At 38.7% G+C, this 18,124-nt stretch carries 12 protein-coding genes; 11 read left to right on the top strand and 1 reads right to left on the bottom strand.

Going from position 1 to position 18,124, the window contains the following annotated elements; all coding sequences use genetic code 11:
* The first annotated feature begins 70 nt into the window (after positions 1-70).
* The 8 genes from AB6T38_RS04115 (at position 71) to rmf (ending at position 13,276) form a co-directional block, all read left to right on the top strand.
* Positions 71-4,909 carry an NAD-glutamate dehydrogenase gene (locus AB6T38_RS04115; protein ID WP_372546115.1) on the top strand — a complete coding sequence of 1,613 codons (4,839 nt, stop codon included), beginning with the start codon at positions 71-73 and terminating at the stop codon, positions 4,907-4,909.
* Positions 4,910-4,993: 84 nt separating this feature from the next.
* On the top strand, positions 4,994-6,004 hold the full coding sequence (gene pyrD / locus AB6T38_RS04110) for a quinone-dependent dihydroorotate dehydrogenase (RefSeq protein WP_372546114.1): 1,011 nt from the start codon (positions 4,994-4,996) through the stop codon (positions 6,002-6,004).
* A 53-nt stretch (positions 6,005-6,057) separates the two neighbouring features.
* A complete protein-coding gene (locus AB6T38_RS04105) occupies positions 6,058-6,612 on the top strand; it encodes a cell division protein ZapC domain-containing protein (RefSeq protein ID WP_348490411.1) in 555 nt (184 codons plus the stop codon).
* 112 nt (positions 6,613-6,724) lie between these two features.
* The gene (gene rlmKL, locus AB6T38_RS04100; RefSeq protein WP_372546113.1) at positions 6,725-8,824 is read left to right on the top strand and encodes a bifunctional 23S rRNA (guanine(2069)-N(7))-methyltransferase RlmK/23S rRNA (guanine(2445)-N(2))-methyltransferase RlmL; all 2,100 of its coding nucleotides are present in this window, start codon (positions 6,725-6,727) and stop codon (positions 8,822-8,824) included.
* A 20-nt stretch (positions 8,825-8,844) separates the two neighbouring features.
* Positions 8,845-9,078: a glutaredoxin family protein gene (locus tag AB6T38_RS04095; RefSeq protein WP_372546112.1), complete on the top strand. Its 234-nt coding sequence runs from the start codon at positions 8,845-8,847 to the stop codon at positions 9,076-9,078.
* On the top strand, positions 9,075-10,964 hold the full coding sequence (locus AB6T38_RS04090; RefSeq protein WP_372546111.1) for an ABC transporter ATP-binding protein: 1,890 nt from the start codon (positions 9,075-9,077) through the stop codon (positions 10,962-10,964). The genes AB6T38_RS04095 and AB6T38_RS04090 overlap by 4 nt, the downstream gene beginning before the upstream one ends.
* Positions 10,965-11,033: 69 nt before the next feature.
* Complete coding sequence (locus AB6T38_RS04085; RefSeq protein WP_372546110.1) at positions 11,034-12,788, top strand: DUF3466 family protein; 1,755 nt, start codon at positions 11,034-11,036, stop codon at positions 12,786-12,788.
* Between the two features lie 311 nt (positions 12,789-13,099).
* Positions 13,100-13,276, top strand: coding sequence for a ribosome modulation factor (rmf, locus tag AB6T38_RS04080; protein ID WP_216046599.1), 177 nt, complete (start codon positions 13,100-13,102; stop codon positions 13,274-13,276).
* Positions 13,277-13,351: 75 nt separating this feature from the next.
* Here rmf and fabA read toward each other — a convergent pair whose 3' ends face one another.
* Positions 13,352-13,870 (bottom strand): 3-hydroxyacyl-[acyl-carrier-protein] dehydratase FabA, encoded by a 519-nt coding sequence (gene fabA, locus AB6T38_RS04075; protein WP_348490406.1) that lies wholly within the window; start codon positions 13,868-13,870, stop codon positions 13,352-13,354.
* A gap of 136 nt (positions 13,871-14,006) precedes the next feature.
* On the opposite strand from fabA, the gene AB6T38_RS04070 reads away from it, so the two are divergent.
* From AB6T38_RS04070 to acnA, 3 genes are all read left to right on the top strand, one after another.
* Entirely contained in the window at positions 14,007-14,261 is a 255-nt protein-coding gene (locus tag AB6T38_RS04070) for a hypothetical protein (RefSeq protein WP_372546109.1), read from the top strand.
* Between the two features lie 141 nt (positions 14,262-14,402).
* Positions 14,403-15,089, top strand: a complete 687-nt coding sequence (locus tag AB6T38_RS04065) for a substrate-binding periplasmic protein (protein WP_372546108.1) — start codon at positions 14,403-14,405, stop codon at positions 15,087-15,089.
* A gap of 297 nt (positions 15,090-15,386) precedes the next feature.
* Positions 15,387-18,116, top strand: coding sequence for an aconitate hydratase AcnA (acnA, locus tag AB6T38_RS04060; protein WP_372546107.1), 2,730 nt, complete (start codon positions 15,387-15,389; stop codon positions 18,114-18,116).
* Positions 18,117-18,124 lie beyond the last annotated feature (8 nt).

The following is an 18,124-nucleotide window of genomic DNA, read 5'->3' as shown; positions in this document are numbered from 1 at the left end:
ACTAATCTAAATAGAACTTACTTATTATGTTAAGAAGAAATTAGCTCATTTATCAAAACAAGGTAATAAAATGACGGTTGCGAATAGCCAACATTCAGTACTACTCGGGAATGTATTTAAACTAATTAATAAAAAACTCGATAAATCCAATGCTACATTGGTTGAACAGTTTTCCCGTCTGTTATTTAAAAACATTTCTATCGATGATTTAGAGAATCGAAATGACAGTGACTTATATGGTGCAACGCTAAGTCTATGGAACGAGTTTGTTAAATATGACGGTCAGCAACCAAAAATTCGCGTGTTTAATCCAGAGATATCGAAACACGGCTGGCAATCTTCTCACACGATTGTCGAGATCATTGTTAGAGATATGCCGTTTTTAGTAGATTCAGTCAGAATGACACTCAACCGTCTGAACATTACTTCACATTTATTATTACATAGCCCGATTAACTTGAAGCGTAATGATAAAGCAGAAGTAAACACGTTTTTGAGCAGTAAAAGTCGAGTTAAACAAAAACTTCGTGAAACCGTTTTTTTAATCGAAGTGGATAGGCAGGTTACTAAACAAGCGCTGAATAAATTAACCAGTGAATTATTATCTGTGGTAGATGAGGTGTCTTTAGCCGTTTCTGACTGGCAAGCGATGAGTGATAAGTTGGCCGATATTATTGAACACTTCCCGTCCACCAATAGTCCAGTAAGCAAAGAGCAACAAACTCAGGCCATAGCATTTTTAACTTGGTTGAATGATCACAACTTTACCCTTATGGGGTACCGTTATTACGATGTAAATGCCATAGAAGGTGATCATCGTTGGACACCTAAAAACGAAACCAGCTTAGGTTTGATGAAAAACTCTATCAGCGATCGCGATAGAATATTATCAAATATGCCCCAATCAGCACAAAAAGAAGCCCTTAGTAAAAATCCACTTATTCTCACTAAAACAAATAGTCGCGCGAGGGTGAGTCGTCCTGCCTATATGGATTACGTAGGAGTTAAATGCTTCGATAAAGAAGGTAATGTGATTGGAGAGCACCGATTTTTAGGTTTATATGCAGCCTCATTTTACAATAGCAGCGCCACTCAACTTCCGGTCTTAGAGAAAAAGATTGAACGTATTTGTGAATATTCTGGCTTTGATAAAAACTCTCATGCATACAAAGCATTCGTCAACATTATTGAAACTTATCCCAGAGATGAATTGTTGCAAGGTGATGATAAAGAGCTAGGAAATATCATTTTAGGTATTTTTCAAATGCAAGAGCGCGGGATATCCAAGTTATTTGTCCGTAAAGATGCATTTGGTCGATTTATTAGTTGCATGGTTTATGTGCCAAGAGAGCGTTATAACACTCAACTACGTAAAGAAACCCAAGAATTATTACAAACGTCCTTTAACAGTGCAGAACAAGTAGAGTTTACGACTTATTTTTCAGAGTCAGTTTATGCGCGAACTCACTATATTGCTCGAGTGCAAGATAATAATGCGGAATTTAATGTGAAGGAAATTGAAAAGAATATTATAGAGCTGACCAAAAGTTGGAACGACAGGTTAGCAGCATCCATTAGCGCGACTTATGGTGAAGCTGCCGGAAAGGCCATTGAGCAGAAGTATGGCAATGGGTTTTCTCGAAGCTATACAGAGCAAAATTTGCCCAGCGTTGCCTTAGTTGATATTAGTAAACTGGAGCAACTAACAGAATCCCATACTTTGGACATGCTGTTCTATCGACCTCAAGAAGAAGGTTATGACTCTAAGGCAGTTAAGCTCAAACTGTTTCATCGCAAAGAACCGATTCATTTGTCAGCGGTTCTGCCTATGCTTGAACATTTTGGGTTGCGCGTTATAGATGAAAGTCCGTATAAAATTACCTGTCAAAATGGTGATGTACACTGGATCATGGATTTTTCCATGTTGCACAGCAATAGCCAAAATTTGGACATGGAAGCCGCACAAGCTCTATTTCAAGATGCTTTTGCTAAAGTCTGGCATAACACCTTAGAAGATGACCCGTTCAACCGTTTAGTGTTGGGTGCAGGGTTAACAGGTCGAAACGTCACTATTTTACGTGCCTACGCTAAGTACATGCGCCAAACTGGTAGCTCCTTTAGTTTGACCTACATGGCAAATACACTGGCTAATTATCCAAATATTGCCAAAAAACTGATCGAATTATTTGCCAATCGTTTTGACCCCAGTAAAAAACGAAGTGATAAGAAAAACGAAAGTATCCTAAGTGACATTAAAGAACGTTTAGATCAGGTCTCTAATTTGGACGATGATAGAATTATCCGTCGTTATTTAGATATGATTTTGGCTACGTTACGTACCAACTTCTATCAGCCAGACGAAGAGGGCAATGAAAAACCTTATATGTCCTTCAAGTTATTGCCTGAATTAATCCCTGACATGCCACTGCCGTTACCCAAATATGAAATTTTTGTGTACTCACCGCGAATAGAAGGGGTGCATTTACGTGGTGGTAAAGTTGCTCGTGGTGGATTACGTTGGTCTGATAGACGTGAAGATTTTAGAACAGAAGTACTAGGATTAGTTAAAGCCCAACAGGTTAAAAATACCGTAATTGTGCCAGTTGGTGCCAAGGGGGGATTTGTTTGCAAAAACTTACCCATAGACCAAGGCAGAGAAGCAATTCAAAAAGAAGGGCAAGCTTGTTACCGAATCTTTATTCGTAGCCTTTTGGATATCACTGATAATATTATCGATGGTGAAATTGTTCCTCCTCAAAATGTCGTTAGAATTGATGAAGATGACCCATATTTAGTGGTTGCAGCAGATAAAGGCACAGCAACCTTTTCTGATATTGCAAATAGTATTTCCGATGACTTTAACTTCTGGTTAGGGGATGCTTTCGCCTCTGGCGGCAGTATTGGTTATGACCATAAGAAAATGGGCATTACAGCCCGAGGGGCTTGGGAGTCGGTAAAACGCCATTTCCGTGAAATAGGTGTAGATTGTCAAACCACCGATTTCACCTGTGTGGCAGTAGGTGATATGGCCGGTGATGTATTTGGAAACGGCATGCTATTGTCTGAGCACACACGCTTAATTTGTGCATTTAATCATTTACATATTTTCTTTGACCCTAATCCAGATACTAAAAAAAGTTATATAGAAAGAAAACGTTTGTTTGAAAACCCATCGTTAACCTGGGATGACTACGATAAATCACTCATCTCTAAAGGTGGCGGTATCTTTAGTCGCGCATCTAAGTCGATAAAACTTACCAATGAAATGAAAAAATGGTTAGGCACGACTCAAGCGGCTATGACGCCTAACGAACTGATTCACAATGCATTAAAAATGCAGGTCGATTTGATTTGGAACGGTGGAATAGGGACTTATGTTAAAGGGACCAAAGAAACCCACAGTGAAGTCGGTGATCGCGCCAACGATGATACTCGCGTAAATGGTAAGGACGTACGCGCTAAAATTATTGGTGAAGGTGGTAACTTAGGTTTAACTCAGTTAGGTCGCATTGAATACGCATCTCAAGGTGGTCGAGTTAATACCGACTTTATTGATAACGTTGGCGGAGTAGATTGCTCAGATAATGAAGTTAATATCAAAATTTTACTAAACGCCTTAGTCAGAGCAGGTGATCTAACTAACAAACAACGTAACGAATTATTGTATTCAATGACCGATGACGTTGCAGATTTAGTGATTCAAGATTGTTATCGTCAAACTCAATCTATATCCATAACTGAATTTGGAGGTCCAACACTGCTTAAAGAACAATTGCGCTTTATTCACGGATTGGAAAGAGAGGGAGCGTTAAATCGCGAGCTTGAATTTATTCCATCTGACGATGAGCTTTCCGATCGACAAGCACTCGGCAAAGGCCTGACCCGGCCAGAGCTGTCAGTAATGATCGCTTACGGTAAAATGGTATTAAAAGAGAAACTCAATATTGAGCAAATCACTAATAATCCATTTTATGCTCAATTGTTGGTAGGTGCATTTCCAAAACAATTGCAGGAACGGTTTGTTCCTCAAATGGAATTTCATCCGTTACGTGCAGAGATTATTGCCACTAAATTAACTAATAATATGGTTAACGATATGGGTCTTAACTTTGTGTTTCGTATGCAAGAAGAAACCGGAGCGGCGGTTGAAGAAGTGGCAACGGCTTATTCCGTTGTTAAAGCCGTATTTGGAATTGATTCTTTATGGCAAGAAATTGAAAGTTTAGATAATAAAGTATCAGCTAAAACCCAATTAGGAATGCTAGATTTAATGCGTCGCACCATGCGCAGAGCATCACGCTGGTTCCTACGCCATGGTGAAAAGAACTTGTCGATAAGCGAGTCGGTTGATTTGTATGTTTCCACCTTCAAAACCTTAAGTGAGAATTTAGAAAATTACTTAGTTGATACCGAATATAGTCAATTAGAAAAATCGACGTCTGATTATGTTGCTGAAGGTGTGCCTAAAAACATTGCGTACAAGGTTGCCAGTTTAAGTAATATGTTCTGCGCCTTAGATTTAGCGCAAATGATTAAGTCGGAAAACAGAAAGTTAGATGTAGCTGCGAGTTTATATTTCAATTTAGGTTCGAAATTACAACTACATTGGTTCTTGGATCAAATTAATAATCAGACCGTGAGTAACCATTGGCAAGCGCTAGCAAGAGCGTCCTATCGTGAAGAGTTAGATTGGCAGCAACGTTCTCTCACCACGGTATTATTATCTGGTGCACCAGATAGTAATGATCCACAAGAAATTTTGGAAAAATGGATGAACAACAATACTATCTTGCTAGAACGCTGGTATCATATGATGTCTGAATTCAAAACCAGTAACTCACATGAGTTTGCTAAATTCTCTGTTGCATTACGAGAATTAATGTTGCTTAGTATCAATGCGAGCAGTTAGTGGAATATTAGTAAGCTAATATTCAATTGTTTTTAACCATAAAAGCCCTGCTAATTCAGGGCTTTTTGTTGAGGTTCTTTTTATATGTATCCACTTGTGCAAAAAGCACTATTCCAGTGTGACCCTGAATGGAGTCACGACTTCACATTAGATTATTTAAAACGTACTCAACACAATTTATTAAAGCTTACCTATCAACAAAGCATTGCCGACCATCCGGTTCAATGTTTAGGTTTAACCTTTAGAAACCCCCTTGGCTTGGCCGCAGGCTTGGATAAAAATGGCGAATGTATCGATGCTTTTTCAGCCATGGGATTCGGCTTTATTGAAGTGGGCACGGTTACACCATTAGCCCAACCAGGTAACGATAAACCAAGGATGTTTAGATTACCGGATGCCAAAGCAATCATTAATCGCATGGGATTTAATAATAAAGGCGTAGACTACTTGGTTGAGCAAGTTAAGCAGTCTCAATATGACGGCATACTGGGCATTAATATCGGCAAAAACAAACAAACAGAAGAGCAAAATGCCCTTGATGACTATCTAATATGTTTGAAAAAGGTATACGCTTATGCTGATTATGTAACGGTAAATATTTCATCTCCAAATACGCCAGGCTTAAGATCTTTGCAGTATGGTGAGGCTCTAGAGCACTTACTTTTCGGTTTAAAGAATGAACAGAAACAGTTAGCACAACTGCACGGTAAATATGTTCCTTTGGTGGTTAAAATAGCGCCAGATTTAACGGATGAAGAAGTGAAAGGTATTGCTGAGTCTTTACTAAAAACAGAAATTGATGGCGTTATTGCGACTAATACCACTCTCGATCGCAGCGCAGTTGAAGGTTTGCGTTATGCTAAAGAGGCTGGCGGGTTAAGTGGTGAGGTATTGACCAATAAAAGCTTACATATCACTAAACTTTTGGCTCAGTATTTAGGTGGTGCGTTACCGATCATTGGGGTAGGAGGTATCCATTCTAGTGCTACGGCCAACGAAAGATTAAATGCAGGAGCAAGTTTAGTTCAAATATACTCCAGTTTTATATATCAGGGACCACCATTAATAAAACAAATAGTGAAAGGATTAGAATAAGTTTGTGGTTATGATAAATTTAGATTAATTGTTTCGACTTAAGAGCGTAATCTATGTTGTTGCCATCAGGTCACTGGAAGTGGTTTATAGATAAACAATCGCATTTTTTGATGATTGAAATGGACGCGGGGCTATCCTTCCAAACGGCTTATTTAGATTCTCAGTTAAAGTTAATTCCTGAGAATCTATACTTTCAAATTCAACATTCGCAATCTTTTATTGAATCTCTTGAAGCCATTAATCATTCCAATGTTCCTTTCGAAAGCAGCGTCAAAACGCAAATTGCATTGAATGCTACTGCGGCTAAATGTTTTCATAAGCCGGTTCTAAACAAAAGCTGGTTATATACTAAAAACGCGGTTAGTTTGCATGGCGACGAACAACAACTTGCTTGGTTAACTAGTCATGACGAAAGCTATCTTATGCTTACACTAGAACAACAAGGTAGTTCTGTACTGTGTTTAAACCTATCAGAAGAGTTTAAAACCTCAGATAATAAAGTACATCCTCAGTTTTCTTTGATTAACGTGTTGTCTGATCGACTAATGAGTTTAGAGCAACTAGAAGACGATGACGACCAAGGGTTAGAAAATCAATCTCACTTTTGAGCATCATTGCCGATTTAGTTTTATATAAATTTAAAGGGCTAATCAATAATACCCCTTATACCCACAGTCGTTATCCCGTATAATCCCCGAGATTTTATTTTCTGGTACAAACATGTTTGAAATTCTAGTTACAACCTCAAGGGGACTTGACGGGCTACTACTTGACGAGTTGACGTCATTATTACCCAGTTGCAGTTTAAAAATGCGACCTGGACAGGTGTATTTTAGTGGCGATCTTAAAGACGCTTACCAAGTTTGCCTTTGGTCTCGATTAGCTAATCGGGTGCTTGTGCAATTAGCAGAAGGCAAAATTGATACTGCAGAAGAGCTATACGATATTGTAGCAACTGTTCCTTGGCAGGATCATTTTCAGGTCTCTAATACCTTTGTGGTTGATTTTGTGGGTACCAATAGAACGATTAATAACACCCAATTTGGTGCCCTAAAAGTAAAAGATGCCATTGTAGATACCTTTACCCACCATTTTGATGAGCGGCCTTCAATTAGCAAAATTCAGCCAGATATACGAATTCATGCAAGAGTACGCAGAGAAAACTTTGCGGTTTATGTTGATATTTCAGGACGGAGTTTACACCAACGCCATTATCGCCAGAATACCGGTCAAGCGCCTTTAAAAGAGCATCTAGCCTGCGCTATGTTATTGCGCAGTGGTTGGAACAATGAACGCACTAAACCGCTCTTCGATCCAATGTGTGGTTCCGGTACCATTGCCATTGAAGCCGCCTTGATGGCCTGTAATATTGCTCCAGGTATAGGCAGGCAACAATGGGGATTTAGCAATTGGAAATTGCACCAAGCTGATCTTTGGGATACGTTGATAGATGAAGCTCAAGATGCTCAGGTGCAGCCAGTTGCAAAAATATATGCTAATGACCTAGATAGAAGAGTACTCAATACCGCAAAACAAAATGCCGACTCGGCGAGAATGTTAGAGCACATAACCTTTTTTAATTCTGATGCCACTAAATTACAAGTGGATTGTGAAGCAGGGTACATAGTTTCTAACCCACCTTATGGTGAGCGTTTAAATGAACTCACCGAACTACTACCCGTATTTCAATCTTGGGGCGAACATTTAAAGCAACACTTTCAAGGTTGGCGAATGAGTTTACTCACCGCTAATAGAGATTTATTCAAACAACTGAAGTTGGTAGCTAACAAAGACTACAAACTAATGAATGGCGCAATTGAGTGCCAGTTAGTTAACTATGTATTGGATGAAAAAAATTGCATTGTAAAACAAGCAATAAAACCCGACTCTGATTTTGCCAATAGATTGGCAAAAAACATTAAATCGTTGTCTCGTTGGTTAAAAAAACAAAATACCAATTGTTACCGATTGTATGACGCAGATTTACCTGAATATAATGTAGCAATTGACCGTTATGGCGACTGGTTAGTCGTGCAAGAGTATGCTGCACCTAAAGATATACCAGAACAAAAAACCCGTAAGCGCTTGCACGATGTGCTGCTGGCACTGCCTGGTGTTACTGGTGTGGATTCAGCACAAATCGTGGTAAAAACCCGCCAGAAACAAAAGGGTAGTGAGCAATACCAAAAAGTAGCTGAAAAGAAAGTCACCTTAGAAGTCTATGAAAATGGCGCTAAGTTCTTAGTAAATCTATCTGATTACCTTGATACTGGTTTGTTTTTGGATCACAGAATTACTAGAGAAATTATTCAGCAACGATCCCGCAATAAAGATGTATTGAATCTTTTTGCTTATACGGGAAGTGTTTCTGTGCATGCCGGATTGGGCGGAGCAAAGTCAGTGACAACCGTTGATATGTCAAAAACCTACATAAATTGGGCGAAACAGAATGTTCAATTGAACAGCATTCAATGTGCCAACCAGTTTATCCAAGCAGACTGTATTAATTGGTTAGCGGGCCATGAACACACCTACGATTTAATTTTCATTGATCCCCCTTCGTTTTCTAATTCAAAACGTATGGATTCAACATGGGATGTGCAAAGAGATTATCTGCAACTCATTGAACATGCGTACAAGCGACTGAATGTAAATGGAGAAATAGTTTTTTCTAATAATTTACGCAGTTTTAAGTTGGATAATAACGCAGTTAACAATTTAGGTTTATCAGTAGAGAATATAAGTCTAAAGACATTACCTGAAGACTTTAAACGTAATCCTAAAATCCACTACTGCTGGATATTGACTAAACACGCTTAAAACAACGAGAAAATAACTTAATGCAGTTAATATTTTATTCCGGAAAAGAATGCCATTTATGTGACCTAGCTGATGCTTTGTTGGCACAAGTGACATCAAGTTACGATATAGAAGTTACCAAAATGGACGTAAAATCTGAGCATCAATTATTCCATTTATACGGGGCTCGTATTCCTGTTATCAAACGTGAAGATAACCAAAAAGAACTAGGCTGGCCATTTGATTTGCAACAGTTAAAGGAGTTTTTAAATTGAGCTTGTTACAATTAAAAAATGCTCAGCTTTCGTTTGGACACCCTGCCATTTTAAATAAAGGTGAGCTGGTTGTTCATCCTGGCGAAAGAATCTGTTTAGTCGGTCGTAACGGATGCGGAAAATCCACCTTATTAAAAGTGTTGGAAGGGGAGCAACCCTTAGATGATGGTCAACGTATTATTTCACCCAATGTGAAAATTTCTCGTTTACCCCAGGATCCACCTGAGAGCGTAGAATCAACCTTATTTGATTATGTAGCTGAAGGAATGGCAGAAACCGGCGAACTTTTAAAAGCCTATTTCCATCAAATTAATTTAGTCTCCACGGACCCGTCGGATAAAAACCTACAAGTATTAGAACAACTTCAACATAAATTAGAACACCAAGATGCATGGCAATTTGAACAGCAAATTAGCCAAGTGCTTACCCTATTAGGTTTGGATGGTAATCAGCAACTGTCTTCATTATCTGGAGGTTGGCGTCGAAAGGCAGCTTTAGCTAGAGCATTGGTGGGAAACCCAGATATATTATTACTCGATGAGCCAACCAACCATTTAGATATTCATATGATTAAGTGGCTCGAGGGCATAGTAAAGGATTACAAAGGGGCGGTAGTCTTTGTCAGTCATGATCGAGCTTTTATTCGTGCGGTTGCTTCAAGAATCATCGATTTAGATCGCAGTAACCTCACCAGTTACCCAGGTAATTATCAAACCTACTTAGATAAAAAAGCCGAAGATCTTAAAAACGAAGAAAATGCTAATGCTGAATTCGATAAAAAATTATCCCAAGAAGAGCAGTGGATCAGACAGGGAATTAAAGCCCGTCGTACCCGTAATGAAGGACGGGTACGTGCACTAAAAGCCCTACGACAAGAGCATTCACAACGGAATAAATTACAAGGAAGGGCTAAAGCTACCGTAAGTACCAGTAGTTCTTCGGGTAAAATTGTGTTTGAAACGGCCGATCTCCATTATGAAATTGACAATAAGATTATTGTTAATAATCTTGAATTGAATGTGTTTCGCGGAGATAAACTAGCGTTAATAGGTCCCAACGGTTGTGGAAAAAGTACCCTTATTCGATTGTTGCTTGGTGATTTGCAGCCTCTATCTGGCTATGTAAAACAAGGAGCAAATTTAAACGTAGCTTATTTTGATCAACATCGTTTAGCCCTAGATCTAGATAAAACTGTGATTGATGTCGTGGGTGATGGTAAGCGTGATTTATTGGTTAATGGTCAATATAAGCACGTTATGAGTTACCTGCAGGACTATTTATTCACCCCTGATAGGGTGAACGCGCCAGTCAGATCTCTTTCTGGTGGTGAGAAAAATAGACTATTACTGGCTAAATTATTACTAAAACCTTCAAATATTCTGATCCTTGATGAACCAACCAATGATTTAGATGTTGAAACCTTGGAATTACTTGAAGATTTAATTTCAAACTACCAAGGAACGGTTATTTTAGTAAGTCATGATAGAGAATTTGTTGATAATGTCGTAACATCAAGCCTGTTTTTCGAGGGTAATGGTGAACTGAAAGAGTTTGTGGGCGGTTATACTGATATAGAAAGCTGGTATCAGACAGAAAAAAACCCCACAGAAGACGAAACTTCTGTAAAATCAGCGAGTCCTAAATCTCAACCGGTATTAAAAAAGACAAAAAAACTGTCTTATAAACACCAATTAGAACTTGATTCTTTACCATATGAAATTGAAAAGCTGGAAAATGAAGTTCAGCTATTACAGACTAAAATAAATGATCCGGAATTTTTTAAGCAGTCCCAAGACGAGTTTAATCATGCTATCAACGAACTGGCCGAATGTGAAAGTTCTTTAGAAAAAGCATATGCAAGATGGGATGAGCTAGATGGTATGTAAGAACCTAATGGTTTTACAATATCTAAATACCGAAATTAGCTAATTAAGCAGTAATTTACAGGATATGTAATGAAAATAAATCGGCTGGCCTCTGGGCTAACCCTTTGTGCGCTAACCGTTTGTTCAGCGCAAGCAGCAAAATATGAAGTTGTAGAATTACCTTTAAGAGATAAAGGCGTCAACAGCTATGCTAGAGCCATTAATGATAAAGGAGATGTTGCAGCTTCCATTTCGGATCCCTTCAATCCACCTATAGATGTAGATTTAATTGACTTTGAAAACGAAACGTTAATCAATGTACTTACCGATGCCGATGGTGCTTCAGTGGGAAATATCAACGATGATGACTTGTTACTTCTTTATAGTTTCATCACCTCTGATGCAACCACTCCCAGTACTTTTTATCCGCAAAGTAATGACTCTACAAACCCCTTTTTACAGCAAATTGCCCGGGTACAAAGTTACGTATTAGAAAATACCGAAGTAGAAGAAAAGTTTGGATTTGATGTTATTGAACAAGATCTACAAGGGTATACCAAAAGTGCAGATACACTGACGACAGGCATTAATAACTTTTCTGCTACCGTAGGATTTGCTGAAGCCCCGTTTTATAAAATTAACTATCGTAACGAAAACGGCGTAAGTCTTCGGTATCATGTTCAAGATTTTCTAGTTCGCGGATTTATGGATATTAACGGTATAACAATTGAAGTACCGCCAATTGAAGATTTGTTAGGTGGTATTAGTGTTGCTAATGATATCAACGATAGTTTTGAAGTAGCGGGTTACGGTTCAGTTGATTATGTCGATGGTTTCGACGATGTGGTAGATATATGTGACGACAAAAATGAAAGAGGGGACATTCCTCAAGAGTATTGTCTAAGACAACTCAGAGAGCAATATCAGAATAATATTCGCGGTAGACTCGCTAATGCAGTTGGAAATCGCTATCCCATTGATCAAACCTTTAAGCGTAGAGCAATTATATGGGAGTTTAATGCTAGCGGTGAACTTCTTAACAGCAGAGAGCTTGGGACTTTGATTGAACCTGCACCAGGTGATGAAACGTTTTATGGTAGCCAAGCTAATGCTATCAATAATAATGGTATCGCTGTAGGTATTTCTAATGACTATTTTCAAGACTCACAGAGTATTGTAGTAAATAAAGCGGCTGTATTCGATGGTGATGAAGTCGTAGGCTTTGTTAGTGATGAGGAATACATTGAAAGTACCGCATTGGACATCAATGACAATGACATGGTGGTAGGTTATGCGAATATAATTATTAACGGAAGTTCACGAAATAAATTCTTCGTTTATGACTATCGCGGTGACGTACTAGATTTTCCAGATGATTTTTTTGAAAGCTCATCAAGTGTTGCCAGAGGAATTAATAACAATGGCTTAGTGGTTGGAGAAGGGCAGGTTGATACTGATTTGATCGGGACTCGCAGAAGTGAAGCTTTTCTTTACAATATTAATACCGATGAATTTGCTAACATAAATGATCTATTGAGTTGTGATACGCCTTACACCATAGTGCAAGGTGTAGATATTAACGATAATGATGAAATCACAGCTACTGCAGTCGTATATCGTGAACGTACCGCAATAAACGGTGAATTAGCCTTAGATGACCGTGGCAATACTATTTTTGAAAATATGTCAGTGGCGGTTAAGTTAGTGCCTATTCCTGGTGGTAGTATCGATGACTGCCGCTTATCCAATGAGGTTGTAGAGAGAAAAGGTGGGAGTATCTACTATTTGCTTGGTTTAGCCTTATTCGGATTTTATGGCCGATTCAGACAAAAATTAAAGTCATAAACGCCCCCTAAAACTGTTCTCAAGTATTTTTAAAGCCTCGACTCTTATGTCGGGGCTTTTTTTTATTTTTTGTTAAAACTCTAGCTAAGCCCCGCATCCAGTGACGTCACAAAATTGTAATATCAAATAGAAATTAAAATTACTGCCTATATTCAAAATTGATGTAAAGGTAAAAACCTAAACTAATCATATATTTATTGAAAACTGGTAAATTTTTATGCAATAACATATTGAACCCTTTCGTGGTTAAGATAGTCTCACTTATGTGGTTCTGATAATCACAAGTATTTTTTTCAATAAGAGGTCACTCAATGAAAAGACAAAAACGCGATAAACTTTCCCGAGCTCATTCAAAAGGCTATCAAGCAGGTATTTCCGGACGTTCTAAAGAAATCTGTCCATTTCAAACAACGGAATCACGTTCTGAGTGGTTAGGAGGATGGCGAGAAGCTATCGAAGACCGCAACATAGGTTTAAATAGCCGTTAATAATGAGCCCCGAAAGGGGCTTTTGTAATTGGGGGGGGGATAGTTATTAGATGAAGCAACTATCCCTTAAAACACTTAGAAACTGCTCGTGTCTTGGAACAAACCAACTTTAAGGTTATCGGCAGCATAAATTTCTCTACCATCAACTTCTACTACACCGTCAGCCATTCCCATAAACAACTTACGCTTAATTACTCGTTTCATATGGATTTTGTATGTGACTTTTTTGGCAGTAGGTAGTATTTGGCCAGTAAATTTCACTTCACCCACACCTAACGCACGACCTTTGCCAGGACCACCGCACCATCCCAAGAAAAACCCAACTAATTGCCACATGGCATCAAGGCCCAAACAACCAGGCATAACGGGATCACCAGGAAAGTGACAGTCGAAAAACCAAAGATCAGGAGAAATATCTAATTCAGCCAAAATATAACCTTTGTCATACTTTCCGCCAGTTTCGCTTATGGTAACAATACGGTCCATCATCAGCATATTCGGAGCAGGTAACTGACTGTTTCCTGGTCCAAAAAGCTCCCCTTGACTACACGCTAATAGATCTTCTCGACTAAAACTTGATTTAAAATTACTCATTTAGGATTCTTCTAGTTTATAAAGGCCCTAATTTAGCTAACACTTGTAAGCTAAACAACTCTGAACAGTGAAACTTTCTTAACAAACTGGTATTTTATAGTCATTATACGTTTAAACTTAACTGAAAATTGATTAAATGCAAAAAAATCTCAAAAAAGCAGCCAACGCCGAAAAGCAGAAACGCTATCGGCAGCGTCAAAAAGAATTAGGGCACAAACAAGTTCGTGGTTATGTCACAAAAGATGCCATGAATTGTTACGATGAGATACGAGAAAAAACAAACTGGACCGATAATGAAGTTTTATCGAACGCATTAAGAATTACGTACGCGGCTTATAAATGTGGCCAAATTAAATTACTAAATGAATGGCTTAAAGATCATAACCGCTAGTTACAATTCGCATTTTTATGCAATAAACGATTTTAAGGTGATAGATTAATTAGTCTATAAAAATACAGATTATAACAAGTGGTAAAGGTAGTAGGGGTTTTGAGTATTAAAGGTTTCAAATTTTTATGCATTATATTATTAATGTTCCTTTCCTCAACTGGAATAGTTTTCTCAAAAGAGGTTTTACATTCTTCTGTATCCCCTGAATTTCCAGACGGATTGCACGCTCAGTATCTAAAGTACATGGCCAATAAACTAGATGTGGATTTAAAAATTACCCCTTTACCATTTGCTCGCCGTTTGATTGAGCTTAAAAATGGACATTTAGATCTAATTGCAGGTGTCCACCATTACGCATCACCAGATGAATCTTTTATTATTCTTCAACCAAGCTATGAATCTATCAAAAATACTGTATTTGTAAAGCTACAAGACCAATATAAAATGACCTCTGTCGATATCTTCAAAACATCTACCTTTGCCGTGACAATAAGAGGAAGTTACTTCCCTGAACTGAGCTTAAATGATCGACCTAAGACGGTTAGCGTATCCACTTTAAAGCAGAAAATTGGATTGTTAGAAAAAGGTAGGGTAGACGGTTTTGTACATTTTGCCGCGAGTACACATAAGTTGTTGGAAACCCTAGAAAGTGAGATAACTATAGTTCCCGCCCTTTATCAGCCAGAAGCTCGACGTAATTACTTTTTTGGCCTGAGTAAATTGTCTAAATTCACCTCGAGACAAGCAGAGATTGAACGAATAATTATAACCGGAAAACAAAATGGCGACTTCAGAAAAATCAGAGAAGACTACTATTCAAATAAATGATGAGCTACACATCAATGTAATTTTTACAATTAGTGAATAATTTATATATAAAATTCCTCTGTTTATCAATCCTTCCCCCGAATCCATTGCCAGCGCTTAATTGGCTAACAAATTGCAATACTAACGTTAAACTTGGTAACAGAATCCTTATCATGAGAGTTCATAACTTTTCATGCTAGAGGTAACTAATCATTATCAAATTTATGGAACCAATATACGAGGATTACATCGAACTTTAATTAGGTTTATTTTTGTCCTCTCGCGTCCCGTTTTAATTGCATACAAAAAGGAAGCATTATGGATTTATCTGCAAAGTATCAATCTAACCTCTCTATCGGTGATAAGGAATACCTGTTCTACGATATTAACAAGGCTGCATCACCGCAGACCCTTCAACGCTTGCCCTTAACCGCTAAGCTGCTACTTGAAAACCTACTTCGTCACAGTCACAACGATTTTGTAGAAAATGAAGACATAGATGCTTTAAGCAAATGGGATAACACTGCAGCTTCAAGTACCGAGATTGCTTTTGTACCTTCACGGGTTATCTTACAAGATTTCACTGGCGTACCAGCAGTTGTCGATTTAGCTGCAATGCGTGATGCTATGAATGATTTAGGTGGTGATCCCACTAAGATCAATCCGTTAAAGCCCGTTGATTTGGTTATTGATCACTCAATTATGGTCGATGAGTTTGGTAACAAAGATGCCTTTCAACACAACACTGCCATTGAAGTGAAACGAAATAAAGAGCGCTATCAATTTTTAAAGTGGGGACAAAAAGCGTTTAACAACTTTAAAGTTGTGCCACCAGGAAAAGGTATTGTTCATCAAGTAAATTTGGAGTATTTGGCACGAGTTACTTTCGCTGACGATAACGAAAATGCAAAAGACAATAGTAAGGTACTTTACCCAGATACATTGGTGGGTACAGATTCACATACCACTATGATCAATGGACTAGGTGTAATGGGATGGGGTGTAGGCGGCATTGAAGCCGAAGCCGCCATGTTAGGACAGCCAGTAACAATGTTAATCCCTGAAGTAGTTGCAATGGAACTCACTGGTAAACTCGCACCAGGGGTGACAGCAACAGATATGGTATTAGCGGTTACACAACAATTACGTGAATTCGGCGTAGTAGGTAAATTCGTCGAATTTATTGGCGAAGGCATACAACATTTATCCGTAGCAGATAGAGCAACCATTGCCAATATGTCACCAGAATATGGGGCTACATGTGGATTATTTCCCATCGATGAACAAACCATCACTTATTTGCGCTTAACCGGCCGTAGCGATGAGCAAATAGAATACATTACGCAATATAACAAAGCGCAAAATATGTGGGGCTCAGAAAGTTTGAGTGAAGCCCAGTACCACGCCAAATTACATTTGGATTTGTCGACTATTGTTCCTTCAATTGCCGGTCCTAAAAGGCCTCAAGATCGAATCGCTTTAGAAGATGCAGCTAGCAGTTTTAAAAAGTGGGTTTCAGATCAATCGGATCTAAACGTTGCACCTAAAGATACCATTGAAGGTCGTTATGAAAATGAAGGAGGGCAAGGACAAGAACCCATCAGCAAGAAAGTGGAATGCCAGTACAACGGCGAAACATTTAATGTTGAAGATGGGGCAGTTGTCATTGCCGCAATCACCAGTTGTACTAACACATCGAATCCATCGGTTCTCGTTGCTGCAGGATTATTAGCCAAAAATGCCAACAGACTAGGCTTAAAAGTGCATCCATGGGTAAAAACCAGCTTTGCACCTGGATCACAGGTTGTGACTGAATATTTAAATGAAGCCCAACTTAGCGACGAACTTAATCAACTAGGATTTAATCTAGTGGGGTATGGCTGCACAACGTGTATCGGTAACTCAGGACCCCTTCCAGATCCCATATCCGAAGCTATTACAACCGGTGATTTAACCGTTTCTTCCGTACTTTCTGGGAACCGAAATTTTGAAGGGCGAATTCATCCGGAAGTAAAAACAAATTATCTTGCTTCACCACCTTTGGTGGTTGCTTATGCTTTAGCCGGCAATATGAATATTGATTTGACCTCACAGCCTTTAGGCACCAGTCAAGACGGTAAGCCTGTCTACCTAAGAGATATCTGGCCTAGCAATGAAGAAGTAAATGCTATGGTTGATAAAGTTGTAAATAAAAACATGTTTAGTGAAAAATATGGCTCAATTTACGATGGAGGTAAAATCTGGGATGAACTTGAAGCGGTTAATTCAGATATCTACGATTGGCCGGATTCTACTTACGTAAAAAGGCCACCATTTTTCGATGAAATGACGGCTTCTCCTTCGAAAATTGAAGCAATTGAAGATGCCAAATGCCTACTTAAATTAGGTGATAGCGTCACAACCGATCACATTTCACCAGCAGGAGCCATAGGGTTAGACACACCCGCAGCAAAATATTTGCAACAAGAGGGCGTGGATAAAACCAGTTTTAACTCCTACGGCTCAAGACGTGGAAATCACGAAGTTATGATGCGAGGTACTTTTGCAAACGTGCGCTTAAAGAACCAACTTGCGCCTGGAACAGAAGGTGGGTGGACCAGACTTCAACCGGAATCTGACGAAATGTCCGTTTTTGAAGCATCTGAGATCTATAAAAAACGACAAACACCCACAGTTGTCATTGCGGGCAAAGAATATGGGACTGGCAGTTCAAGAGATTGGGCAGCAAAAGGGCCATTAATGTTAGGCATTAAAGCGGTGATTGCCCAAAGTTATGAGAGAATCCATAGGTCGAATTTAATTGGAATGGGGATTTTACCCCTGCAGTTTAAGGCTGGACAAAGTGCTGAAACTTATAAATTAGACGGCACAGAAACCTTTAGTATTGACGCTATATCCGCGGAACAAAAAAGTGTTGTAGTAAAGGTACGTCGAGTGAACGAACAACCATTTAGTTTTGATGCGGATATTCGTATTGATACTCCTAATGAATTTGAATACTTCAGACACGGCGGTATCCTGCAATTCGTGATTAGAAAACTACTTTAATCTAAAAA

The sequence above is a fragment of the Aliiglaciecola sp. SL4 genome (assembly GCF_041538045.1).
Classification (GTDB): domain Bacteria; phylum Pseudomonadota; class Gammaproteobacteria; order Enterobacterales; family Alteromonadaceae; genus Aliiglaciecola.
The sequence above is the reverse complement of the archived record's forward strand: the minus strand, read 5'-3'. Positions and strand labels throughout refer to the sequence as shown.